Source organism: Blastopirellula sediminis (genome assembly GCF_020966755.1).
GTDB lineage: Bacteria > Planctomycetota > Planctomycetia > Pirellulales > Pirellulaceae > Blastopirellula > Blastopirellula sediminis.
Map to the genome: position 1 here is coordinate 436,255 of NZ_JAJKFT010000002.1, position 24,008 is coordinate 460,262.

The 24,008-nt window shown below is 59.1% G+C and carries 17 protein-coding genes; 7 read left to right on the plus strand and 10 right to left on the minus strand.

Translation table 11 applies throughout. The annotated features are described in order from the left end of the window. Positions 1 to 23: 23 nt before the first annotated feature. Positions 24 to 1,508 (minus strand): efflux RND transporter periplasmic adaptor subunit, encoded by a 1,485-nt coding sequence (locus LOC68_RS02245; RefSeq protein ID WP_230215184.1) that lies wholly within the window; start codon positions 1,506 to 1,508, stop codon positions 24 to 26. 298 nt (positions 1,509 to 1,806) lie between these two features. Here LOC68_RS02245 and LOC68_RS02250 point away from each other — a divergent pair, with 298 nt between their 5' ends. The 3 genes from LOC68_RS02250 to LOC68_RS02260 all read left to right on the plus strand — a co-directional run bounded on the left by LOC68_RS02250 (position 1,807) and on the right by LOC68_RS02260 (position 5,983). Further along, positions 1,807 to 2,685, plus strand: coding sequence for a sensor histidine kinase (locus LOC68_RS02250; RefSeq protein ID WP_230215186.1), 879 nt, complete (start codon positions 1,807 to 1,809; stop codon positions 2,683 to 2,685). Further along, on the plus strand, positions 2,682 to 3,377 hold the full coding sequence (locus LOC68_RS02255) for a response regulator (RefSeq protein WP_230215188.1): 696 nt from the start codon (positions 2,682 to 2,684) through the stop codon (positions 3,375 to 3,377). The genes LOC68_RS02250 and LOC68_RS02255 overlap by 4 nt, the downstream gene beginning before the upstream one ends. A gap of 233 nt (positions 3,378 to 3,610) precedes the next feature. Further along, the gene (locus LOC68_RS02260; protein ID WP_230215190.1) at positions 3,611 to 5,983 is read left to right on the plus strand and encodes a glycoside hydrolase family 15 protein; all 2,373 of its coding nucleotides are present in this window, start codon (positions 3,611 to 3,613) and stop codon (positions 5,981 to 5,983) included. A gap of 38 nt (positions 5,984 to 6,021) precedes the next feature. Here the strand turns inward: LOC68_RS02260 and LOC68_RS02265 are convergent, their stop codons facing one another. From LOC68_RS02265 to LOC68_RS02280, 4 genes are all read right to left on the minus strand, one after another. After that, complete coding sequence (locus tag LOC68_RS02265) at positions 6,022 to 6,501, minus strand: SMI1/KNR4 family protein (protein WP_230215192.1); 480 nt, start codon at positions 6,499 to 6,501, stop codon at positions 6,022 to 6,024. Between the two features lie 152 nt (positions 6,502 to 6,653). Beyond that, entirely contained in the window at positions 6,654 to 7,991 is a 1,338-nt protein-coding gene (locus LOC68_RS02270) for an HAD-IA family hydrolase (protein ID WP_230215194.1), read from the minus strand. A gap of 122 nt (positions 7,992 to 8,113) precedes the next feature. Then, the gene (locus tag LOC68_RS02275) at positions 8,114 to 8,764 is read right to left on the minus strand and encodes a rhomboid family intramembrane serine protease (RefSeq protein ID WP_230215196.1); all 651 of its coding nucleotides are present in this window, start codon (positions 8,762 to 8,764) and stop codon (positions 8,114 to 8,116) included. Further along, on the minus strand, positions 8,752 to 9,525 hold the full coding sequence (locus LOC68_RS02280) for a M90 family metallopeptidase (RefSeq protein WP_230215199.1): 774 nt from the start codon (positions 9,523 to 9,525) through the stop codon (positions 8,752 to 8,754). The genes LOC68_RS02275 and LOC68_RS02280 overlap by 13 nt, the downstream gene beginning before the upstream one ends. Positions 9,526 to 9,749: 224 nt before the next feature. Between LOC68_RS02280 and LOC68_RS02285 the strand changes: the two genes are divergently transcribed. Then, the gene (locus LOC68_RS02285; protein WP_230215201.1) at positions 9,750 to 11,156 is read left to right on the plus strand and encodes an SHD1 domain-containing protein; all 1,407 of its coding nucleotides are present in this window, start codon (positions 9,750 to 9,752) and stop codon (positions 11,154 to 11,156) included. 10 nt (positions 11,157 to 11,166) lie between these two features. Here LOC68_RS02285 and LOC68_RS02290 read toward each other — a convergent pair whose 3' ends face one another. Genes LOC68_RS02290 through LOC68_RS02300 form a run of 3 tightly spaced genes read right to left on the minus strand, consistent with a single transcriptional unit; the run spans position 11,167 to position 14,470 of the window. Next, positions 11,167 to 12,843, minus strand: coding sequence for a hypothetical protein (locus tag LOC68_RS02290; RefSeq protein ID WP_230215203.1), 1,677 nt, complete (start codon positions 12,841 to 12,843; stop codon positions 11,167 to 11,169). Then, positions 12,840 to 13,127, minus strand: coding sequence for a hypothetical protein (locus LOC68_RS02295; protein WP_230215205.1), 288 nt, complete (start codon positions 13,125 to 13,127; stop codon positions 12,840 to 12,842). The genes LOC68_RS02290 and LOC68_RS02295 overlap by 4 nt, the downstream gene beginning before the upstream one ends. 8 nt (positions 13,128 to 13,135) lie before the next feature. Then, a complete protein-coding gene (locus LOC68_RS02300) occupies positions 13,136 to 14,470 on the minus strand; it encodes a procyclic acidic repetitive family protein (protein ID WP_230215207.1) in 1,335 nt (444 codons plus the stop codon). A 144-nt stretch (positions 14,471 to 14,614) separates the two neighbouring features. On the opposite strand from LOC68_RS02300, the gene LOC68_RS02305 reads away from it, so the two are divergent. After that, complete coding sequence (locus LOC68_RS02305) at positions 14,615 to 14,983, plus strand: hypothetical protein (protein WP_230215209.1); 369 nt, start codon at positions 14,615 to 14,617, stop codon at positions 14,981 to 14,983. A gap of 129 nt (positions 14,984 to 15,112) precedes the next feature. Here the strand turns inward: LOC68_RS02305 and LOC68_RS02310 are convergent, their stop codons facing one another. Then, positions 15,113 to 17,449, minus strand: coding sequence for a hypothetical protein (locus tag LOC68_RS02310; RefSeq protein ID WP_230215211.1), 2,337 nt, complete (start codon positions 17,447 to 17,449; stop codon positions 15,113 to 15,115). A 238-nt stretch (positions 17,450 to 17,687) separates the two neighbouring features. Between LOC68_RS02310 and LOC68_RS02315 the strand changes: the two genes are divergently transcribed. Next, positions 17,688 to 19,148: a sulfatase gene (locus tag LOC68_RS02315; RefSeq protein ID WP_230215218.1), complete on the plus strand. Its 1,461-nt coding sequence runs from the start codon at positions 17,688 to 17,690 to the stop codon at positions 19,146 to 19,148. Between the two features lie 231 nt (positions 19,149 to 19,379). Further along, positions 19,380 to 21,335: an amylosucrase gene (locus LOC68_RS02320; RefSeq protein WP_230215220.1), complete on the plus strand. Its 1,956-nt coding sequence runs from the start codon at positions 19,380 to 19,382 to the stop codon at positions 21,333 to 21,335. Here the strand turns inward: LOC68_RS02320 and LOC68_RS02325 are convergent. Beyond that, entirely contained in the window at positions 21,332 to 23,686 is a 2,355-nt protein-coding gene (locus LOC68_RS02325; RefSeq protein WP_230215222.1) for a serine hydrolase, read from the minus strand. The genes LOC68_RS02320 and LOC68_RS02325 overlap by 4 nt on opposite strands. Positions 23,687 to 24,008: the final 322 nt, after the last annotated feature.

Sequence of the window (24,008 nt, forward strand, 5' to 3'; positions counted from 1 at the left end):
CGGCGGGATTGGGACGCAAGCGGCTATTCCCCTTCCCCTTCCAATAGCCACTCGGATTTGAGGACGAAGACCCCTTTCTCGACGACGCGTTGTCCGGCCGTGAGACCCGATTGAACTTCGACCCAGTCTTCCGATCGCAAATCGCCGCAGACGACCGGCGTCGGCTGAAATTCGCTGTCAGAAACTGCGACGAAGACGAAGTCGCGGTTGTCATGCTGAAAGATCGCTTCGGGGCGAACGGCGAGGACCGTTTTCGGCTTGCCGACCGGCAGCGAGACGCGGGCAAACATCCCGGGACGCAAAACTCCGTTTTGATTTGCGATCACAGCGACCAAGGGGACCGCGTTCGTATCGGCGTGCACTTCGCGACCGACATAGTGAACGCGGGCCGTCATCTGGGTGTCGGGAAGGGCCGGGACAGAAACTAGGATCTCCGCGCCAGGTTCGATCGAAACCGCTGGCCAATCTTGCTCACGAATGTCCGCGGAAACGTACAGCTTGTCCGTGTTCGCGATGACGAACAAACCATCAGCCCGATAGACCCGTTCGTTCTCTGCGAACTTGCGGGACTCAACGGTGCCCGCGATCGGCGAGCGAATATCGAGAGTCGACAAGTCGTCTTCGGCCGAACTGACGTACTTAGCGCCCCCCAGCATCGCATTGAGTTGTTCCCTGGCGATCTCGGTTTGCCGCCGGGCGTTGTCCAGTTCGGCATGCGCTTCACGCTCGGCTTGCGTCGAATCGAAGATCGCCTGATCGCGGGCCGCCTGATATTCGGCCATGGCGACTTGATACTCGGCGTCACGTTCGCGAATCGTACGTCCCGAAAGGGCGCCGGTACCGGTCAAGGGGCGAACGTTTTCCAACAGTTCGGACGCCAGGCGATACTTGACGTAAGCGGGTTGCAGCGTTTGGCGATAGTCGCCGATCGTCCGATTTTCGAACGCAGTTTCGAGCTCCGCCGCATCGATGCGGTCTTCCAGCATGGATGCGAATTGGCGGACGTTCGCGGCGACGTCTTTCGCGCGGTCGTAACGTGCGGCGACGAGCTTCTCTTGCGAATCTTGGCGCATCAGTTCGGCACGGGCCTGACCGATTTCGGGGCTGCTGATTTTCGCGATCGTCTGGCCGACGTCGACAACCTCGCCGGTTTTCACCAACACTTTCGCGAGGACGCCGTCGATCGGCGAACGGACCTCAATATGATGCGATTGGTCGTAGCCGATCCGACCCGGCACCTCGTGAATGTGCTGAATCGCATGCGGTTCGGCGAGTCCAAACGCCAATCCGGCCGACGCCAACTTCCCTTCGGTTAACGTGACGCGGTCCGCAATCGGCGCTTCCACGTCGGCCGTTGACTCCTCCGCATGGTCGGCCCCTTCGGTGTCCATGTGATGGACCGCCAGCCATCCGGCGCCAAGCAGACTGAGCACGAACAGGGACGAAAGAACCTTGGAAACCGTCGCCATCATCGGGGATCGCGTCACGAGGTTCGGGGAAGCTGACATGGCACTGTCCAAGCGGGAAGGAAGGGAAGGCGGGTCGAGACGAAGCGAGGCGATATCGACCTGCAGTCGAAGCCGATAATCGCCCCAAAACATTGTCCGCTGTCGACCCGAAATGAGGCAATTCAGGAGAAGCGGCAAAGTTTTCAGGAATGTCGGGGTTTCCCTGACGGATGTAAGGGTCACGGCAGGTTGAAACGGCGTTTTTCGGTGTTTTCCGCAGAGCGTCTTCTCCCGAACCGTCCCTTGGATCGATGTACAATGAGGATCACTTGGACGAACTCACCACCGGAATCGCCTCATGAAAACGTCACGTCTGGAAACCGCTCGCCCGGTGAGGCCGCTCCTGATCTGTTTGACGATCTTGCTGGTCGTCTTTGTCGCGGAAATCATCGTGATGATGCTCTTACCGTCGGTTTTTGGCGAAAGCGCTCCGTGGAGCGAAGCGATTGCCGACGCTGGACTGTTGACGATCATTCTGACGCCGGTGCTGTGGTTTACCGCGATTGCCCCGTTGCGTGAAATCGCGACAATGCGAGCAAGGCTGTTGGAACAATTCGTTTCGCTGCAAGAAGAAGAACGTCGCCGGATCGCTTTCGATCTACACGACGAAATTGGACAATCGCTGACGTCGGTGATGATGGGTTTGCGAGCGATGGGAGATCGCCCTGACCCGGAAAACTACCACAAGCGGTTGGCCGATCTGCGCGAGATCGTCAATCAGGCGGTGCACGAAGTGCGACGGATTTCCAACGGACTGCGTCCTGCGGCGCTCGATCATTTGGGTTTGCCTCTGGCGCTAGAACGACTAGCGGAAGATGCGAGTCAGGTGCATGATTTGCAGGTGGAGCGTTTGATCGATGCGAAGGATATCGAATCGCTTTCTCCACCGCTGCAGATCGCCGTTTACCGCATCTTGCAAGAGGCGCTGACGAACGTGGTGCGTCATGCGGGGGCAGACAAGGTTCGCATCCTGGTCAAACGCCAGGGGGACGAACTGGTTTTGGAAGTCGAGGACAATGGCCACGGGATGCCGGCCGAAACGACCGAGTCGCCCGACGGGCATCTTGGCCTGGCCGGAATGATGCAGCGCACGGCGCTGCTGGAGGGTGATTTGACCCTCCAGTCGCAGCCGGGCAAAGGAACTTTACTGCGAGCGAGGTTACCAATACTGCGATGACGCCGCCAAAAAAGATCCGACTGGTAGTCGCCGACGATCACACCGTCTTTCGGGCCGGGCTGAAACTATTGCTCGAAGCGCACGACGACATGGAAGTGATCGGCGAGGTCGCCGACACGCACCATGTGCTTGACGAGGTCGTGCGTTTGCGACCGGACGTCCTGATCTTGGACCTCACGATGCCCGGCGGCAGCAGCGTTCCGCATATCGAAAAGATCCGTCGCGCGGCGCCAGAGACGCGAATCCTGGTCTTATCGATGCACGACGATCTGGGCCTGGTCCGCGCGGTCTTGGCGAGCGGCGCCAGCGGATACGTCGTCAAAGCGGCGGCCGATACCGAAGTGGCGGCCGCGATTCGGACCGTCGCCAGCGGCAAGATCTTCGTCGACTTGGATCTCGATCCGACCCAGGTCGGTTCGCTGCTGGTCGCGGAAAGAAAAGAGCCGGCGGGAAAAGTAACCGGGCCGCTAGAAGGATTGAGCGATCGCGAGAAGGCGGTCTTTACGCGCCTGGCCAAGGGGCACACCAACCAAGAGATCGCCGACGAATTGGAGCTTAGCGTCAAAACGATTGAGACCTACCGCGGGCGGATCGGCGTGAAGCTGGGGCTCCGCAGCCGGGCCGACTTCGTCCGCTTTGCGATCGAACTGGGACTGATTGGTCCCGAAAGCTACAGCTCCGACTCGGCCTGATCGCCAACCGCTTCCATTCCCGCTCGCTGATCAATGCGACTCTTTTCGCGCAGCAACCTATATTGATAGGGAAGAGCCAGGCTCTGCCGCGGGACCACTTATCCGGCATAATCGCCCGCATCCTCTTAATCGACCAGAGCATGACGCACTCGTCTTGCATCGCCGAAGGAGGATAAGAGCCGATCTCGCTCGTTTGTCGCGCCTGCTGTGATTCTGGAGCTTGGATTCCCCCTATGAACGACCGCATCGCCCCTGGCGCTCCTGGAATCGAACCGCGTTGGACTTCCAGCGCCAAAGATGGTCTCGGAACCGCCTATCACAGCGGCTCGCACGTCTGGTTTACGCTGAGCCACGGCATCGTTAACGAGATCTATTATCCGCACGTCGACTCTCCCAATACCCGCGACTTGCAGCTGTTGGTTACTGACGGCGAGAGCTTCTTTCATGAAGAAAAGCGGGATCTGACGCACAAGATCGAACGTCCCGAGCCGCACGCGCTCCTCTATCGCTTGACGAACACTTGCCCCAACGAGCGCTATCGCATCGTCAAAGAAGTCATCAGCGAGCCCCATACCAATGTGGTGCTGATGAACGTCAAGATCGAGATCCTCGATCCGGCGCTCGAGAACAAGCTGAAGATCTTCGTGCTGCTCGCACCCCATCTCGCCGATACCGGCGAACACAACACGGCGAAGCTGTTGGACCTTGCAGGCAAGCGACTCCTGCACGCCAAGCACGACATCGTTGACCTGGTGCTCGGCTGCGATACCGATTTCGTCCGTCGCTCGGTCGGTTACGTTGGCGTCAGCGACGGCTGGCGCGACTTGCGCGATAACTTTCAGATGGACTGGGAGTACGAATTAGCGGAAGACGGCAACGTCGCGATGATGGGTGAAGTCGATCTCTCTCGGGGATTGGAATTCAACATCGGCGTCGCCATGGGGCACAATTACAAAGGAGCGGCTACGCAACTGTTGCAGGCGTTCCTCTTTCCCTTCGAACTGCAGCGAAAGCGCTACATCGAGCAGTGGAAGCGGACGATCTACGAAAACCCGATGCAGCTCGAGGATCACGCGACGGCGTCTCTCGTCCGGCTGAGCCAATGCGTTTTGATGGCGCACGAAGATAAGATGTTCGCCGGCGCCACGGTCGCCTCGATGAGCATTCCGTGGGGAGAAACGAAAGACGACTCCGACTCTGGCGGCTATCACCTCGTTTGGGCCCGCGACATGGTGCAGACCACCACGGCGCTGTTGGCTTGCGGGGAAAAAGAATCGCCGCTGCGAGCTTTGACGTGGCTCTCGTGCGTGCAGCGCGACGACGGCGGAATGCCTCAAAACAGCCGCATTGACGGGACCGCCTATTGGAATGGGGTGCAGCTCGACGAAATTGCGGCGCCGGTCATCCTCGCGTGGCGATTGCAACAAGTGGGGGGACTGGCGAAGTTCGATCCTTCGATCATGGTCCGCCGCGCCGTTCGCTTCCTGATTCTGCATGGACCGGTGACGGCGCAGGAACGCTGGGAAGAGAACGAAGGGTATTCTCCTTCCACCTTGGCGGCGCTGATCGCGGCGATTATTTGCGCCGCCGACTTCGCTGATTTGCATAACGATCCGGAACTGGCGGAATTCTTACGCGACTATGGCGACTGGGCCGCGGCGTCCCTCGAAAAATGGACCGTCACCGATTGCGGCGAACTTGTTCCTGGCAAACCGCGACATTACGTTCGCATCACGCCGGCAAGCCCGCATCCCGGCTGCATTTCGCCCGACCCGAACCGCGAGTACGTCCAAATCGCCAACGGCGGCGGCGAACATTTGGCCCGCAACATCGTTGACGGCGGTTTTCTGCAATTGGTTCGGCTTGGCGTGCGGGCTGCGGACGATCCGATCATCGTCGACACGGTCGCCGTGATCGACGAAGTCTTGAAGTATGATCTGCCGCAAGGTCCTTGCTGGCGGCGGTACAATCACGACGGCTATGGACAACATCCTGACGGCAGCGCCTTCAATGGAACCGGCGAAGGACGCTGCTGGCCGCTACTGACCGGCGAGCGCGGGTTCTACGAAATGGCGGCCGGTCGCGATCCTTCTCCCTACATCAAAGCGATCGAAGGGTTCGCGAATGACGGGGGGATGCTGACCGAGCAAGTCTGGGACGCCGACGACATTCCGGAAAAGGAACTCTTCTTCGGCGGTCCAACCGGCGCGGCGATGCCGCTCTGCTGGGCGCATGCCGAATACATTACGCTCGTCCGCAGTCGCTCCGACGGCGTCGTCTTTGACCGGATCGAGTCGGTCTACCAGCGCTACGCCGTGGAGAAGACGAAGAATCGGGTCGAGATCTGGACCTTCGCCCATCAGCCGGCCGAAATGCCGGCCGGCAAACCGCTCCGGATCATCTGCGACGCACCGTTCGTCGCTCACTGGAGCGACGATGAGTGGAAAACGCGCGACGACGTTGAGGCCCGCGAGAACGCGCTAGGACTGTACGTCGTCGATTTGCCGATCGGCGATCAACCGCCCGGCGCCACCGTTATCTTCACGTTCCACTGGATCGCCGAAGATCGCTGGGAAGAGCAAGACTACTCGGTGAAGATCGTCTAATCGCCGCACCGGTCCTGCGGCCCTCCTTTTGAAGTAGGTTAGCGTGACCATCCCTTGGCTCGGATATGGTCGAGCCATTCGCTTTCAACCGGCGGTCCTCCAAAAAACTCCGTGTACCACTCACCACAGCAAATATCTTCGATAAGCGTCTGGAAACTATCGCACAAGGGAACAGGTTCATCGGGAAGTGGATCGCTGCCAATCGTGGCGATCGAACCGGAACGATGAATCACAAAGGCGTCGCCACTGGGAAGTTGACCGACGGCAACCCAGTCGTCTGATCCGTAAGGCTTGACGTAGAATTCTGACCTGGCGATTGGAAAAACATGTCCATTCGCAAGGCCGTAGAACACAAACATCTCGAGTACCGCCCCGTCCGTCATTCGAAGAAACTCAAGGTAATCGTGGGGCAACCACGGGCGAGTCGCCAGTAGCTTCGTGATTTCCTCTTCGGGAGCAGGAGGATATGTATTGAACCAGCATGCGAGAAACCTTTCCGTCATGCCTTCGCGTCGCATGAGCTCTTGGAGTCGGGGAAACGCCATGAATCGCAGTGCCCATTGATATGCGGATAGAGAGGTGTTCGGCACGGCCCCTGATGTTGGGAGGACCATGCTTGATAGTCTAGACTCCAGCCGCAAGAAGTTCCATTGCCGTTTCGTCGCCGCGCCTACACGTCGACGTCGAGCCCCAGCGCGAGCAGCGAATGTTTCGTTTCCCGCAGCGAGCGATGGCAGATCCCGTTGATCCCTAGCGCTCGGGCGATCTCCACGAACATCGGACGATCGTCGACATAGGCGATTTGCTTCGGCTGGGCGTGGGCGACGTCCATCGCCAGGCGATACATTTCGACATCCGGCTTCCGCAGATGGACGAAGCAGGACGAAATGAAGCAGTCGAAGAGATTGCCGAGCTGGAAGTTTTTGATCCGATACTCGTTCAGCTCGCGTCCTTCGTTGCTGACCGCGATCACGTGCAGGCGATTCTTCTTTTTGACGGCGGTCATGAACTCCAACATCTCCGGCAGTTCCTGAGACTGGTTGAGCATGAACTCTTGGAAGTCACGACGGCTGAACGTTCGCTGTTGATAGAAGACGACGCGATCGAGGTACTCGTCCAGACTCAGCCGCCCGGTTTCGAGCTTGTCGAACGTGAGGTGATGTCGTTCGTCAAGCTGTGCGTAGTCGAGGTGAAATTCCTTCGCGGCCAGGATGCGGGCGTTGTGATCCCAACCGTTGGTCAGCAGCACGCCGCCGATATCGAGGAACAGCGTCGTGATCTTATTGTCCGATTCGCCGGTATGTCGGATAACGCGAGGAGCTTCCCGCTCTTCCACTCGTAGCGAGGCGCCGCCGATCGATTGATCCCACATGCGGAACCCGCCGAGGAAGGCGTTGTTGTTGTTCCCCAGGGTCGTGTTCGGCGGTGGTTCGTCGACCAGACGCGCGTTGCCGCCGCCAAGAATCACATACTCCGCTTCGAGCGCCGCTTTCAGCAGTTTGACCACTTCCAGCACGGTGGCGCGCCATTTCTTTTTGCCGAGCCGCTCCAGCCCACGCACGCCGATGTAATCTTCGAATGTTTTGCTGTTCTTGAAGGGAAGGTGCGCGAGTTCCATCGGCTGCAAGATGCCGTCGACGATCATCGCCGAACCGAGTCCGGTTCCCAGACCCAGGAAGAGCATCCGCCCGCCGTGGTAGTCCCCCATCGCCTGCATCGCGGCGTCGTTGGTCATCTTGGTCGGCTTGCCGAGCGCCGCTTCAAAATCGAACCCGACCCAACCTTTGCCCAGGTTATGCGGTTCGCGGAAGATCTTGCCCTGGACGACCGGAGTGGGAACGCCGATCGAAATGACGTCATATTCCAGGTCGGCCGTCTTCTCTTTGACCCCTGCGACCATTTGCTCCGGCGTCAGATCGGGGCCGGACGGAAAGGCTCGCTTTTCGTCGATCGCCGTGGTGAGCATTTTGACATTGGTGCCGCCGACGTCGATGGTCAAGATAATCATGATGTCCCTTCAATGCGATTCACGACCGAGCTTCCAAATTCTACCGAAAACCTGCCGTGATACGCCATTGCTATTCGCTGCGAAAGGGGAGGCGAAAAGAAGAATAACTCACCGACGCTCGTTTACGCCTGCCCCACGCTTCCCCACGCGAGTCCGAGCGTAAACGCGATAAGATGAGCAATGTCTGCGGACAGATCTGGCTCGTTTTTTCCCACGAAAAATAGGCTCCGCACGATCCGGAGCGCCAGATAGAGCGCTACGATCCCGATGAAGGGCGCTGAAAAGCCGCTCAAAGAAAGTACGGCGCCAAAGCATCCGTAGTAACCGGCCGAAGGCCCGACATCGTGCGTTAAATGGAGAGCGTTTCCGAGCGGATGCCGGAAGAAGCGGAGCGGAGCGATAATCGCCGCCGATTCGATCAGTAGCGTCGCCACATGAATCGCGAAAAAGAAGACCGCCGTCCGCGTGGCGCCGTAGATCCATTCCAGCCGTCCGACAAAGACCGCCGTCGCTAGCAGCGACGCGTAAAATCGCCAGCCGCCGACGGTCATGAAGATCGAGGAAAAGATCCGCCGCCACTCAAAGCCCAAAAGATGTCGGGGAGCGTACCCGTAATCGCGTAAATCGTCCTCGCCGATCGCACCGCGATGCGTGTTGGTCCAGATCGCAGTCCCCACCAGCGCCGCGAGCAGCGTCAGCGTGAACGGCAAGCGAAGCGGCGGCATGTCGGAATTGGCGAGCAGCAGGAGCGACACAGGGCTTAATGCGTCCATCGCAGCGGATCTTGGCGGTAATAAGTGCGGAGCACGTCGTACAGGCCAGGATCGTGCGTTGAGAGCGGTTTGGGCGTCTGGAAGAACGCCTCGGACAAGACGGCGAAGAACTCCGCCTCGTTGGTGGCGCCGTATCGGTCGACAAGTGGCCGATGACCGGTTTGGCAGTCATGCACCTGTTGCTCGTAGGCGCGGCGGAAGTTGGCGATCCACGCTTCCGCTTGCTCCTTCGTCTCCATCGGCGGAATGCCGTCGGCGACGCTGCAGTTGAGCATGTCGAGCTGATGGGCGAACTCGTGAATCACCAAGTTGCGGGCATGGTTGGGGCTCTGAGATCCTTCGAAGACGTCCGGCAACGACAAAATGACTGGACCGCGATACCAGGCTTCTCCTAGTCGATCGGACTGCGTCGACATCACGATGCCGCCGGTCGCAACCTGCGATTCGGCCCGATAGGCCGCAGGGTAGATCAGGACCGACATCACCTTGTCGAAATACTCTTCCCCCAACCCCAAGGTCATCAAGCCGACCTGAGCGGCGACCGCCACTTTGGAGATGTCATTCAGCTCCAAACCGTTGCACCCTTCCCAATTCTTCTCGGCGAACAAAATCGCGATCGAGTGCTGCAGTTTCTCACGCTCCTGGGCATTGAGCGCCGGATATTGCCACAGGTGAGCTGCGACGAACGCCTTCCAATCGTCAGGAAAGGGCTGCCCCTTGATCCTGTCGCGCGACCGTCGTTTCAACCAGGAAAAAAACATCCGATGATCCCGACTCAACTGTTTGGCTTGCAGTTTTCGACTCGACTTATGATCCCCCCTGGTCCCGGCGCCGTAAAGCGGGGCGAACGGTACGACTCGCTTCGATTGGACCGGGCTGGAAGGGCGATTTCAATTTGATCGTCGAATCGGGGACTCAATCTTGACGCCCCTTGCGTCATCACTCAAACTAGCGGCATGCAAGAACCATTCGGGTGGCAAGGCGCATGCGCGGTTGTTTTCTCTTGATTGTCGTTCTCTCGCTCCTATGCGGTGGGGACATGGTATGCGCCGACGCGTTTTCGCCGATCATTCGTTCGCTTCCCCCCAAGCTGAAAGAGGCTTTGCCGAGTCCGCAGCCGATCGGCGTCGACGATGCGGGGCCAAAGTTGGTGGGGATCCGCCGCTGGAAAAACGCTAGCGGCGAGTTTTCGACGTTGGCTTCGCTGGAAGGAATCGAAGCGGGAAAGATCCAGCTGAAGAAGGAAGATGGCCAGCTGATCAGCATCGACGCGCGACAGCTCCACGAAGAGGACCAACGCTTTCTGCGCGAGACGTGGTCTCTTTCGCCGACCGATAAGATCCACCTTGGCGTGATCGCGCCCGACGAGTTGACGGAGATGGCCGATGGATGCCATCGGGCCGGCGACGCGCTCGCTCTGTACGAAGCGTTCCTCGAAGCCCCCAATCTCGAAGACGCTCTTCGTCCGCAGCTGCAACTTCGGATTGTCGACCTCAAACAGGCGGCCGAGCTTCAGCAGGTAAAGCTGAACAGTCGGTGGGTCTCGACCGGAGAATGGAATCAGGCGCGCCAGCGGCAGATTCGAATGCTCAGCGACGCCGAACGGACCCACAATCCGCAACAATCGCAGGAATTCAAAACGGCGATCGAGCGCGCCGCTCGCGAAGTTCCGGAGAACGTGCACCCCAGCTTCTTGCTCGGCGTCTATCACATCCAAGTCTCCCGACTGCCGAAATACGCCATCATCGAACTCAATCGGTGCGAGCGTAGTTTGCTCGCTCGGCAGCAGTCGCTAGCGCCGTTTGAAAAGGCGAATCTCGTCGCCGTCAATCACAACCTCTCGGTCGCCCATTTGCGCAGCGGCAATGTCGCGACCGCGATCGCTTGCATGACTCGCCTGCGTGAGTATGGCGTCGTGCCGGTCGAAACGGTGCAGAATATTCGCCGCATGATCTGGCTGGCCGATACCGCCGAACAAAAGGGAATGGCTCGCGGAACAGGCGTTCTGTCGACCCGGCAGCGCGGGCAGCTGCTCGACATTATCGCCGAGGCGCCGACCAGCTCGCAGAATTATCAGCGCAGCTGGAAACTGATGAGCTACGTCGAGAGCGTCCCGAGCGACGATTGGCGCGATTCCGAGCGATGGGAGATGGCGCCCAGTTCGCTCCTCTCTTTCGAAGACGACTGGTGCCTGGCTTGTTACGGCGCCGGGAAGGTGTCGTGCCCCGTCACCGGTTGTTCCGGCGGGACGGTCCGCAGCTACACGCGAACCGTCACCCAGACGGCGAACGGTCCGATCATTCACGACACGCCGACCCGTGCCCCCTGCAAGAATTGCCGCGGCACCGGCGGGGTCGATTGCCCGATGTGCATCAACGGCAAATTCAGGTAGCGGACCCCAGTTAGCGCGGAAGCTTTTCTTCGTGCGCTGCGATCCGCTTGGTCGCCGCCTCTCGCTTGAGGCCGCTCAGCTGGGGCAGGATCTTCTGGTAAAGTTCGACCGCGTGATGTTCGATCGCCAACTGCTCCCATTCGTCCCCCCGCGATTGAGAAGCGCTCCACCAGAGACCGGCCGAAGTTTCAACCCCTTGGACGTCGCCGGTGCGCGTCGCGGATTCGGTTTCGGCGGCCTGCTTTAGTTGTGGGTCCGTTCCGCTGGCCAAATGACTGATTCCGGCCGTCCAATCATTCTTGTAAAAGCAGAGCCATTCCCCCAGCGTTTGATTCGCTGTGGTCGCTTGCCCGGGATCGTTCAATGCGGATCGCGCCTGGTTTGCGGCGACGCTCTGTTCCGCATATTTGTCGAGACGCCGTAGATTGATTTGCGCGATCATGCGGGTATCGGGATCGGCCGTCTGAGCGACGATCCGCCCGACGTCGACTGTGAGCTGCTGCCGGAGCGAATAGTCGTCGTCCGCGATCGCGCGCTCCATCAAATCGTAGGAGAACTGGAGCCCTAAATCGGCGCATTCCGAATCAGGCGAGCCGGCGATCTGATTTATCACCGGCAACTTCAATTTCTGTTCATCCAGCTCATAGCGTTTCAACAACTCCGACGCGGCGATCTCTACCTGCATCGGACTCCCCGAATCGAGCGCCATCGCTAGCGCATGCTGATAAAGCACGAACGTGGAGTTCGGATCATCCATCGTCTGGCGAGCGAGTTGAATCCATTGCTGCGCCAACTGGCGGCTCAGCGCCTGGTCCTCTTTCGCCGCTTTCCGCTGGTCGCCGTACAACTCGTCGAATAACGCCTCCGCCTCGGCCAGCGCGGTACCAGTTGGCGCTGGTAAGCGACTCGCGGTCGAAGAATTGACGGTCGGACTTGTCGGCAGCGACGACGCGTCGCTCATTTGTGGGATCTTCGGCGGCGTGAATGAGTTCTGCGCCGGAGGAGCGACGACGTTATTCGGCGTTGAATTCGAATTTGGCTGCGTCGGCTTGGTAGGGGGAACGACCGGCTGTCGCGGGATTTCGATCTTTTCCCGTTTGGCGACCGGCGCCGGTTTCTTGGCAGGCTCTGGATTCAGGTATGACTTCACGTGCGGCGCCGCCCACAGCGCCAAGAGAATGCCGCATACTGGGCCTGAGAGGAAAAACAAGGCTCGCAGCCACATCGGCACTCGAACCCGAGCCGGGACCGCGGCAGGAGCTCTGCGGGCCGGCGGAACGCTCGCCGACTTTGCGGCCGGTTGCGATTGCGGTCGCGGACTGCCGATCGCAAAGACCCCAGAATCGGTAAGGAGCTGGCGATATTCGTCAAATTCAGAAAGCGCCCGGTGGAGTTGCCGGTCGATCAGGCGTCGATCGTAAGCCGCTTGCCGCTGCGGATCTTGAAGGACGGCGAACGCCTTATTCATCAGGTTGATCACCTGCATGCAGGCTTCCCCTTCCGGCCCGGCCAACCGCATTTGCAGCTGCTCCATCCGGTACCGCAGGCCGATCTCAAGCCGCTGCCGATCTCGCTCGAAAATTCGTACGCCCAACAGCGCATAGAGGTGGACCGGCGTCTCCAGCTCAGTAAATCCGAGCCAGGTACGCATCATCTGAATCGATTGAGGAGAAATGCTGGTGCTCATTGCGGCAGGTTCGCTTGACTGACGAGCCACTGGTCGTAAGCGGCGCGACCGACGGGATCGGAAAGGGCGTAGTAGGCGCCATGCAAAATGGCGTTGGCGCGGGCGAGTGCATCGCCGGTCGCTCCGACTTGCGCCAGTTGTTGACGGCGGATGTCGTATCCTTGGGTGATGGCGGCCGCGCTGGTTTCGAACGCGCGAACGCCCAGCCAACGATAATAGTCGGCCGGCAATTCCATCGGCGTGATTCCGAACCAGGCGGCGATTTGAGGGTCGTAGATTTCCATAGATTCCATTAGGGCGCTTTGGCCGCGGCGTCGATCCGTTGGGTAAGCAGCACTTTGTTGGCGCCGGTTACGTTGGGAAGCGCCCGTTGATACCATCCTGCCGCGTGACGTAACAGGGCGCCGCGATACTCTTCTCGGACCTTATCCCTGCGCTCCCACCATTCATCCCCAATCGCAATCTGCTTTTCTGGGGTGTCGGCGGGGCCAAGTTCGAGCTGTGCCCCGTAAGAAAGACCGCCATAGTTGGATTTGGCGAGATACGGAAGTCCGGTCGCCCAGTCGTCATGCAAAAAACAATAAATGAACCCAAGGTCTAGGTTCGCGCGAAAACTATCCGGATGTCGCCGAAAACGCTTTAGGACACCGGCCAGTTGCGCGCGTTTGGACAGCACTTCGTCGACTTGCTTCACCAGAATTGCCGCCTCTTGGTGATATTGGTCAAGTTTCCGATCCGCTTTCGCGTAGGTGAGAATGAATTCGAGATATCCTAGGGCTTGTTCCGGCGCCACCGGAATTCTTTGACGCGCGTTCGAGAGACAATATTCGAACCAGACCAGCCGGTCGACTAACGAAGATTTAGAGTCAACGCGGGTAAACGAGATGTTCTTCACGAGTAGTTGATACTCTTCATCGTAGGAATCGACGTCATACAAACAGATTCGGACGTAAGTCGCCATTAGCATGTCCGGAACGTTACGTCGATATTTCGAAACATTTTCGGCAACGTCCAGGATCCCCGCAGCGTCGGCGCCGCTATCTTTAGTTTCCAAGGCGAGCTTGATCGATTCCAAGAAATAATACTGATGTTGATCGTGAGCCTTGGGACCTTCCACATATTCCTCGAAGATCTTTTTCGCCGAATCTTGACTGCGCTTTAAATCCGCATTGTTCGGAAATGGCCGACGACCACCGGCAGCGGCCTTCTGCGCCTCCTGAATATAGGGTCGAAATTCGTCGAATTGCATGAGATAGCTGACGAGATCGATTTGCCGATTCGTTGGTTGGAAATCCGCTGTGTCGATCGGCTTCCAAGTATCCAATTTGGCGACGCTGGCTCCATTGGCTTGTGCCGGCGGCATCGGCGACGTGGGCGTAGTCGTCTGCATCGGTTGAGCCGGAGGAGTCATGTTCGTCTGCGGCGCGGGGGCTGGCGTCCTCGGCTCTGGCGCGGGTTCCGGCGAATTCGTCTGCGGTTCCGGTGATGGCTTGGAGACCGGCGAAACGTCGATCGACTTATTCCGAGTCGCAACGGCTTTCGGCAGATCGGCGCGCCCCAACCCGAACGCCTCCGGACGCAAAAACATTACTGTCATAAGCGTCGTGACGACAAAGAGAATCGCCATCAATCCCAATCTAGTTGCGACCGACGTTTCCTTTCGTTTGGGAGTTGAATTCTCTCTTTTCGGCGTTTTGGAATGCGGTCGCGGCGGAGTGGATGCGGCAGTCGTCGGCGTAGCCGGCGACTGCCCTGGGGCAGCGGGGCGTACGTGTTGCAGCGCCGCGTCGTAGGCTTCCTTGGTAGCGCTATTGAGCAGCGTCGTTCGCGCCTGCTGCAACTTGTTGAGCAAGTCGACGCACTGGACGACGTCGGGCCCGCTGATATGCGGCTGCACGCTGGCGACTTGGCGCTGGTAGGCCGCTTCAATAGCGCCAGGATCGGCGGCAAAAAGCGGAAGATCCAGCAGTCGATAAAACGTTGGCGGGTACTCTGCCGGCGAAATGCCCAACAACTTCCATTGGATTGCGGCTTCAGGAGTCATCAGGTTGGTCGGGGCGGCAAGAACGAGACGTCGTACGGAATGGGCATGATTTATCTAAATCATCTACCAAACGGACGTTTCGGGCAAGTCTTTTAGGGGGGCGTCGCCTGCCGCGTTCGTCTCCCTCCAACCTGTGAATCGGAAAGGGCGAGATGTCGACATGCAAAATGACGTTGGCGGCGGCGGATATGCGATTTGTGGGTCTTACGCTTCCACGGAAGTCGTCTAGTTGTTCCCCTTCGGAGTCGATTCCTTGATACCCAATTCCGCCTTCTTCTTCGCGAGTCCCGTGAGATTCGGCTCGGCGCGTTCAAACCACTCGCGGGCATGCTTCAGCACCGCATCGCGTCGCCCGTCTCCCACGATGCCTTTGCACGAATACCAAGCCTCCGCGATCGCGAGTTGTTGCTCGCCGGTACTGCTGTCTCCCAGTTCTAAGCGGGCCGCGCGACTGTAGGGGTATTCCGCCGACTTGGCCAACATCGGCAGGCCGACGTCCCAATCGTCCAGCACCAGGCAATGAATGATGCCGAGCGCATGGTTTACGTACCGATCGTCCGGATTCTGTTGCAAACGCTGATGCGCCGCGGACAGCGCGGCCGGTGCTGCGAAGGTCGCGTCGACCTGATTCATCAGGTTCAGCGCTTCGTCTTGGTAGAGTTTAAACTGGCGAAGCAATAGACAATTCACCCAAATCAATTCCAGGTATCCATTCGCTTCTTCGGGCGCCGTCTGCAATCGATGCCGCGCATTCCCCAGACAATAGTGGAGCCCGTAGAGACGATTGGCGTTCTGATCCGGAAGATGCCCGTTCTGGAGCAAAAGATATCGGTGCACGGTGCGATATTCAATCGTCTTCGCATCCAATTGGAACAAGCGCGCTTTGACCATGCCGGCCATCAGTTGATGCGGAAAGTTGCGAGCACGTTCGGAATCCTCGATGACGAGTTCGAGAAGCCCTGCGCTTTCGTCTGGATCGGCCCGCATATCCAACACGGCGTCGATGGCGTCGACGAAAAATGCGTCATGATCCTTCCGTTCTTTGGGACCGTTTAGGTAACCTTGATAGACTTTCTTGGCGGCGTCCTTGGCCTTGAACACTTTTTCCGAGACCGGATACTTTTGCCGCTCTTGCGGTGGGACCTGGAGCGCTTTGAGCACCAGCGGCCGCAGCTCAGCAAACTTCATCAAGTAGGTGACCATGTCGAACTGATCGTGCTTCGGGCTGAAGTCGTTCTTGTCGACAGGCTCCCAAACGCCGCCTGGCGCAAACTTGCTGTGAGGAACCATCGCCGCGGCAGGGGGCATCGCGACCGAAACGGCGCTCGGGCCGATCCCCAACATCTCTTGCTTCAGCTTCACGATGTCGGCTTCCGGCATCAGGCCGTTGTTGTTGGCGTCGCGGGCGATAAAGAGGGTCTTCAGGATCGTCACCTTCCCCGATCCGACAAATTGCAACTTTCCGCCGGCGACATCCTTCGGACGAGAAACGGCCATGCTCAACGAGCGGGACGCCATCGCGTCGGGAAAGAGAATCACTTGACGCATCGGACCACGCTGCGAGAGCCCCATCACAAAAAGGTCGTTGAGCGTGCTGATCGGCGGACTGTCGGGAGCGAACTTGACGTCCGACGCGCTGGCGGCCACCGTCTTCGGATCATCGAGAAAACCAATCTTGAACAAATAAGCGTCGCGCCAAAAAGTTGCCCCGTTCGCGCACAAGCTGACGCCGTCGCCCGCGCCGCTGCAAAGAAAGAGGACGTCAAAGTTCTGCGCGGCTTGTTCGAATTCAAGCTTGGCGCCATGCTCGCCGTTGGGCTGCAGTCCACTACCGACCTTCCGCCAACTTCCGTCGATCACGTACTGACTCTCAAAAAACATCCCGAGATCGACCGGTTGATCGTGCGGAAAGTCGAGACGCCCTTGCGCTTCGCTCAGCGTGGTCGCTTGCGGCAGTTTGGGGGGCGAAAATACTGGCGTCGGGGCCGGCTTTGGCGAAACCTCAGGCGTCGCAGGCGCGGCGACAATGGTCGGCTCCGGCTGCGGAGTCTCGGAAGTTGCGACATCGGTTGGCTTACCCCCAATTCCGAACGCTTCGGGGCGGAGGAATGCGACCGTCATGACGACGGTGACGACAAAGAGAACCGCCATCAGCCCCATCCGCGCGGCAACCGGCATTTCTTTGCGCTTGGGCGGTTGTTTCTTTGGCCGGGCTGAATTCGGACGTGGGGAGGGGGCCGCTTTCGGCTGTGACGCAGCCGCCGGCGACGAAGGGGCAGAGGGGCGCGCTTGTTGAAGCGCGGCGTCGTACGCCGCCTTCGTCGTGCTGTCGAGCAACGTCGTTCGCGCCTGCTGCAATTTGTTCAGCAGATCGACGCACTGGACGACGTCCGGCCCGCTGATGTAGGGCTGAACGCGTGCGATTTGACGTTGATAGGCCGCTTCGATCGCGGCGGGATCACTGGTGAACAGGGGCAACTCGAGCAGCCGATAGAGCGACGGCGGATATTCGGCCGGCGAAATGCCCAACAACTTCCATTGGATTTCGGCTTCAGGAGTCATCAGGTTGGTCGGGGCGGCAGGGAAAAGACGTCAATCGAAAAGGGCATGATTTATGTAAATATCTACCAAACCGACGTTTGGGGCAAGTCTTTTAGGGGGGCGTCGCCTGCCACGTTCGTCTCCCCTACGACCAGCCATGGGGAAAGTGCGCTTCCTCGGCACTAAAATCAGGCGTTCAACTCGACTATGTTGGTAACAACGCCAATCTCAGTTCCCTCTCGATTCGGAGAATCGACGCATGCGCCGTCTCTTCCCCCTCGCCATCTCGTTCGCCCTGTTGTTTCTTGGGACGGCGCTGGCCGCCAAGAAACCGAACATCGTGCTGATCTTCGCCGACGATCAGGGGTGGATGGATACCGGCTACCAGGGACGAGGCTTCATCGAGACGCCCAATCTCGACCGTCTCGCCAAACAAGGGATGACGTTCACCTCCGCTTACGCCGCCGCCGGCAACTGCGCTCCGAGTCGCGCCTGTCTTATCTCCGGCACCTATACGCCGCGGCATGACGTCTACGCCGTCGGCAGCACCGACCGCGGCAAGAAACGCGAGATGCGTCTGGTCCCGATCCCGAACAAAAGCGGTTTGGCCAAATCGAACATTACGATCGCCGAGGCGCTCAAAGAGGCTGGCTACGTCACCGGACATTTCGGCAAGTGGCATCTGGCTGGCCCCGATGGCGCCCTGCCAAGCGAGCAAGGTTTCGACGTCACCATGGATTCGTTCGGCGAAGGGAAACTGAAAGAGGGAACCGAGACCAACAAGAAAGGTCCGCCGGAAGATCCGAAAGGGGTCTTCACCCTCACCCGCAAAGCGTGCGAGTTCATTGAGGAGAACAAAGATCGTCCCTTCTTCTGCTATCTCGCGCATCACGCGATCCACACGCCGCTGCAAGGACGACCCGATTCGCTCGACAAGTTCAAAGCGAAGACCAGCGGCAAGCTCGACCCCAGCGCGATGTACGCCGCCTGCACGTATGACCTGGATGCGAGCGTCGGGATGTTGCTCGACAAACTGGACGAGTTGAAGTTGACCGACAATACGCTGGTCGTCTTCACCAGTGATAACGGCGCGACGCAAGCCGCCGACCAGAAACCGCTGCGCGGCAGCAAGGGCGGCTATTACGAAGGGGGAATTCGCGAACCGTTCATCGTTCGCTGGCCCGGCGTCACCAAGCCCGGCAGCAAATCGGACGTGCCGGTAATCAACGTCGACCTTTATCCCACGTTTCTAGCCGCCGCCGGCGCGAGCGTGCCGGCAGGAAAGACGCTCGATGGCGAGTCGCTGCTGCCGCTCCTCTCCGGCGAAGGCCCGCTCAAGCGGACCGGCATCTTCTGGCACTTCCCCGGATATCTCGATTCGCCGGTGATTCGCGGCCGCGAGCTCGACGTGCAGACCGGATTCCGCTCTCGCCCGGTCACGGTGATTCGCAAAGGGGACTGGAAGCTCCACCTCTTCCACGAAGAGTGGCAGCTGGACGGCGGACGTGAGCGCCTGGCGACCAACAATGCCGTCGAACTCTACAATCTGGCGGACGATCTCGGCGAGCGGAACAATCTCGCCAACGCAGAACTCGCCAAACGCGACGAACTGCTCGGCGATTTGCTCGCTTGGCTGACGGCAGTCGAAGCCAAAGTTCCCACCGACAAGAATTCGAAATACGACCCCGCGCCGCGAAAAGCAGGCGAAAAATCGCAGTAACGGCGTTCACCCTCGCGCCCTGCTACGATAGGCTATTAGCGACCGCTCGATACTCCGCAACTGAGAATTGCGGCGTCATTTCCTGCGGCGATGCGGCCAGTGGCAATGGTCAGGCGGCTACCATTGGCGCACTGGCACAAGATTTTCACCCCTGGGAAGGGATGCGGTAACGAAAGAGAGAGACTTGTCGCACTCGGCAGGCGAGCTAGATTTGCTTCGATGGAGGATGCTATGCACTCGACGCCACCAGCCAGGAATCTTACGCGCGAAGCGACAGCGCTGCGGCGACTGATCCCACGACTGAAGAAAACGTTCGCCGACCGAATTGAGCCGACCGAGTGGGAAACGTACTCCCGCCGCATCGACGAACACTTTCCCGAATTGTTTCGTCAGCTCTTCGCCCTCTACGGCCACCAGTACGACTTCTACTACCATCTCGAAGGGATCCTGACGTCGATCACCGAGATGTGGCTCGATCGCTCGTCCGAGCTGAAAGCGCTCGACGCGCTCCGCGAAGCCGATCCGCATTGGTATCAGTCGCAACGAATGACCGGCGCGATGTGCTACGTCGACCTCTTCGCCGACAATCTTAAAGGGGTCCGCGACAACATTCCCTATCTGACCGAAATGGGGATCACGTACCTTCACTTGATGCCGATCTTTCGTTCGCCGAAAGGAGACAATGACGGCGGCTATGCAGTCAGCAGCTATCGCGAAGTGAATCCCGATCTCGGCACGATGGAAGAGCTGGCCGATCTGGCCGGCGAATTGCGGCATCGCGGCATTTCCCTCTGTCTCGACTTCGTCCTCAATCATACGTCGGACGAACATGAGTGGGCTCGCAAGGCGCTGCTCGGCGACGAAGAGTGCCAAGAGTATTACCGGATGTATCCCGACCGGACGATGCCCGCGGCATTCGAGAAGAGCATGGGAGCGATCTTTCCCGAAGAGCATCCCGGCGCGTTCACCTATCGCAGCCAACTGCGCAAGTGGATCTGGACGACGTTCCACAACTACCAATGGGATTTGAACTACGAAAACCCGGCTCTCTTCAACCGGATGATCGAAGAGGCCCTCTTCCTGGCGAACCAGGGTGTCGAGATCCTGCGAATGGACGCCGTGGCGTTCCTCTGGAAGCGGCTCGGAACGACTTGTCAGAACTTGCCCGAAGCGCATTGGGTGCTGCGCGCCATGAACGCCGCGGTTCGCATTGCGGCGCCGGCGATGGTCTTCAAGTCGGAAGCGATCGTCCATCCCGACGACGTCCGCTCGTACATTAGCGAAAAAGAATGCCAGCTCTCCTACAACCCGCAACTGATGGCGCTCCTGTGGAACTCCCTCGCGACGCGGGAGACGCGGACTCTTCGCGACGCCCTCGAGAAGCGGTTCAAGATTGACCCCGGCTGCGAGTGGGTCAACTACGTTCGCTGCCATGACGACATCGGCTGGGCCTTTTCCAATGAAGATGTCGAAGGGGCCGGGTTCGACGCCAACTCGCATCGTCGCTTTCTGACCGACTTCTACTGCGGCAAGTTTAAAGGAACCTTCGCCTCCGGATTGCCGTTTCAGGAAGATCCAACCACCGGCGACGCCCGGGTCTCAGGCACCTGCGCCTCATTAGCAGGTCTAGAAAAGGCGATCGCGGAAAACGACGAGGAAGAGATTGACCTGGCGATTCGCCGGATTCACTTGCTGCACGGCGTGATCATGACGATCGGCGGCATTCCGCTCATCTATCTCGGCGATGGCATCGCGTCGCTCAACGACTACAGCTATGAGCAAGACGTCGACAAGATGGGGGACACGCGCTGGGTCCATCGCGGTCAATTCGATTGGGAGCGTGCGAAGGAGCGTCACAACCCGGATTCGATCGTCGGCCGCGTCTACGAAGGGATCCTGCGTCTGGTCCACTTGCGTCATCAAACCCGCGCATTGAATCGAGCGCAGACCGAGTTCGTCGACGCCGGCAATAGTCACGTTCTGGGCTACTTCCGCAATTCGGTCGACTCTTCGGTGCTGGTGTTGGCGAACTTCTCGGAGAGCCCGCAGCAGATCGAAGGGCGTCATCTCCGAATGCTGGGACTTCGCAAAACGGTGATCGACATCTTGGCCGGCCAGACCGTCACCGCGATGCACGAACTGAGCATCGCGCCCTACCAGATGTTGGTGTTGATGCGGCCAGGCTAGTCCGCCAGCTCCTCGAACGTCGCATTCCCAATCCGATACGACTTCCAGTCCTTGTAGTCGAAGTGCCACCACTCGAACTCGTAGACGGCGAAACCTTCCGACTCCATCGCACGGCGCAGGTTTTGGCGGTACCAGCGTTGTCGCGACGTACCGCCGGGGTAGGCCGGAAACGATCGGGACGAGAATTCATCGTAGGTCGCGACCATTTCAATCGGTCGTTTCGTTTCGAGATCGTAGAGCGTCAGGTCAACCGCGCATCCCCGATTGTGCCGTGATCCATTCGCTGGGTTCGCCACGAAGTCGCGCATTTCGTTGGGGGTCGCATCCCAGAACATTTTCGTCACGTGCCACGGTCGGTAAGCGTCGTGAATTAACAGCCCCAGTCCTTGTTCACGCAAACGCTCGTTAACCCGCACGAGCGCTTCCGCGGCCGGCCGCTGAAGGTACGCTTTGGCCTGCTTGTAAAAAACTTCCCCCATGAAGTTGTTGTTGGTCGCGTAGCGAATATCCAGGCGAATCGTCGGATCAAGCGACGTCACGTCGACCAACTCGGGCGCGCGGAACTCGCCCGATTCTTTCGGCGGAGTCGCGGCAAGCGCCGCCGTCCGCAGTTCGCCAATCGGTTTCAGCGGGGTGATTTTGAAGGTCTCGCCATGTTTGGTTCCCACTTCGCGGCGATCGAAGCGAACGCTGGCTGCGGTCGCCGCGATCGGCTTCCCTTCGGCGTCACGAACGAAATGAATGCGTTCGCCGTGATAGAGTCCATAGTCCGGAAATGCGTACTCGTCGTCCCCAAGGGGCGTCAGCGGATACTCGTAGAACCATTCGATCAACGCGTGGAGCTTGCCATCCCGTTCCAGGATGTAGAGGACGTTGTGGTCCCAGCCATATTCGCCGATCAGGTCGTTCCATTCCGCTGGGGACGCAACCGGAGGAACGTCGGGGAGCCGTACGAACGATTTCTCCCCAATCGACAGGCCATTGTCACCCTTCAGTGCGACTTTTGCGCCCGATCCAAAAACGTCGTCGATCCGAATCTCGCCATTCGCCAGATCGGCTTTCAGCTTGCGGCGGAACGTTCCATTCTGCAGATAGACTTCGCCCCCGAGCGCTTCAATTTCGGCACGCTCTTCTCCATCCGCTTCGCGATAGCTGCCAACCAAGCGTTGAGCCCGCTCGGCAGCGATTGGCGCCGTCGACGGATACTCGGGGAGCGGCTTCCGATCCTGAACTGCCAGCATCAATCGCAAGGCGTAGTTCGCCAGCGATTGGACGACCCCGTTGGCCCCATCCAGCGACGTCGCGGCGGCGACTCCCAATTTACGCTCCGGCAGCGCTTCCAATTGCGTCGCGAACCCATACACCGCGCCGCCATGTCCCACTTTCTGATGACCGTCGAACTCCGAGACATGAAAGCCGATGCCGAATTCGCGACGCTCTGCGTGATGCTCGTCAGGCGTCGGCGAGATCATCTGGTGCAGCGTCTCCGGCTTCAAAACGGCTGAGCTCTTCCCCGCGTTGCACTGAAAGAGCCAGACCAGAAACTTGGCGAGATCGTCCGTGCTGGAATAGAGATTGCCGGCCGGCGCAGTTCCCAGCGCGAAGGTTGGCGCCTCAAACCGGGTCCCGTCATACGTCCACATCCAACCAGTCGCGGTCTGACCGGCCGGGACCTGTCCGGCGACGAAGGCGCTATTCTCCATCTTCAGCGGCTGCAAGATGGACTGGCGAATCTGCTCGTCGTAGGTGCGACCGGCCACTTTTTCCAAAACGGAACCGACAACCGCAATCGCCGCATTGGAGTACTTCGTCTTCGTCCCCGGCGGATAGACGAGCTTGGTGTCGTTCAAGCTCGCGACGGTCGCCGTCAACGACGGTTCGTCGGGATCGAAGTAGTTTCCGATCGGCGATTCGCGGACAAGCCCGGAACGATGGCACATCAATTGTCGCAGGGTGATCGGCGTTTCGGTCGGATTCGGAACTTGGAAATCTGGCAAGTATTGCGTCACCGGCGCGTCGAGATCGAGCTGGCCGGACTCGACCTTTTGCATCACGGCGATGTCGGTGAACAATTTCGAGATCGACCCGACGCGATAAATCGTCGCCGCCGTCGCTTTCATCTTCTCGTCGGCATCTTGATGGCCGAATCCCCCCGACCAGACGACGCGATCGTCGTCGACCAGCGAGATCGAAAACGCCGGCAGTCGCTGTTGCTCCACTTCGCGCTCAATTGCGCTTTGCAGGAGCCGGACAGCGTCGCCGTAATCGGGTTGTTGTGCGAACAGTGGTTTCGCTCCCATGACAAACAATAGCAAGCCCATCCAGAGAAGACGAGAAAGGGAGGAGGTCATAGATCTAGTCGCGACAGGAATGGAGGGAAGTCGATTGTTCACCACGGAATAGAGGTCTCTATTCTCGGTGCATAGCGGGAGATGTTCGACCTGCATTTGCAGAAAAGTTTTTCAAAAATGCGCAGGTCGCGAGAAACCTCCGTGGGATGGAGGGCCATCTGACTTCGGAATCCGTTCCGAGGATCGGTCCAACTCCGCTGGCTGATCCCCAGGGCCAGATCGAGCCCCTTGGACCACACGCTTGCGACACTTGAAATCCCCGATAGCGGAAGCTACTGTAAGGCCAACCGAGTTCCCGCCTTGTGATTTTTTCCGCACTAAC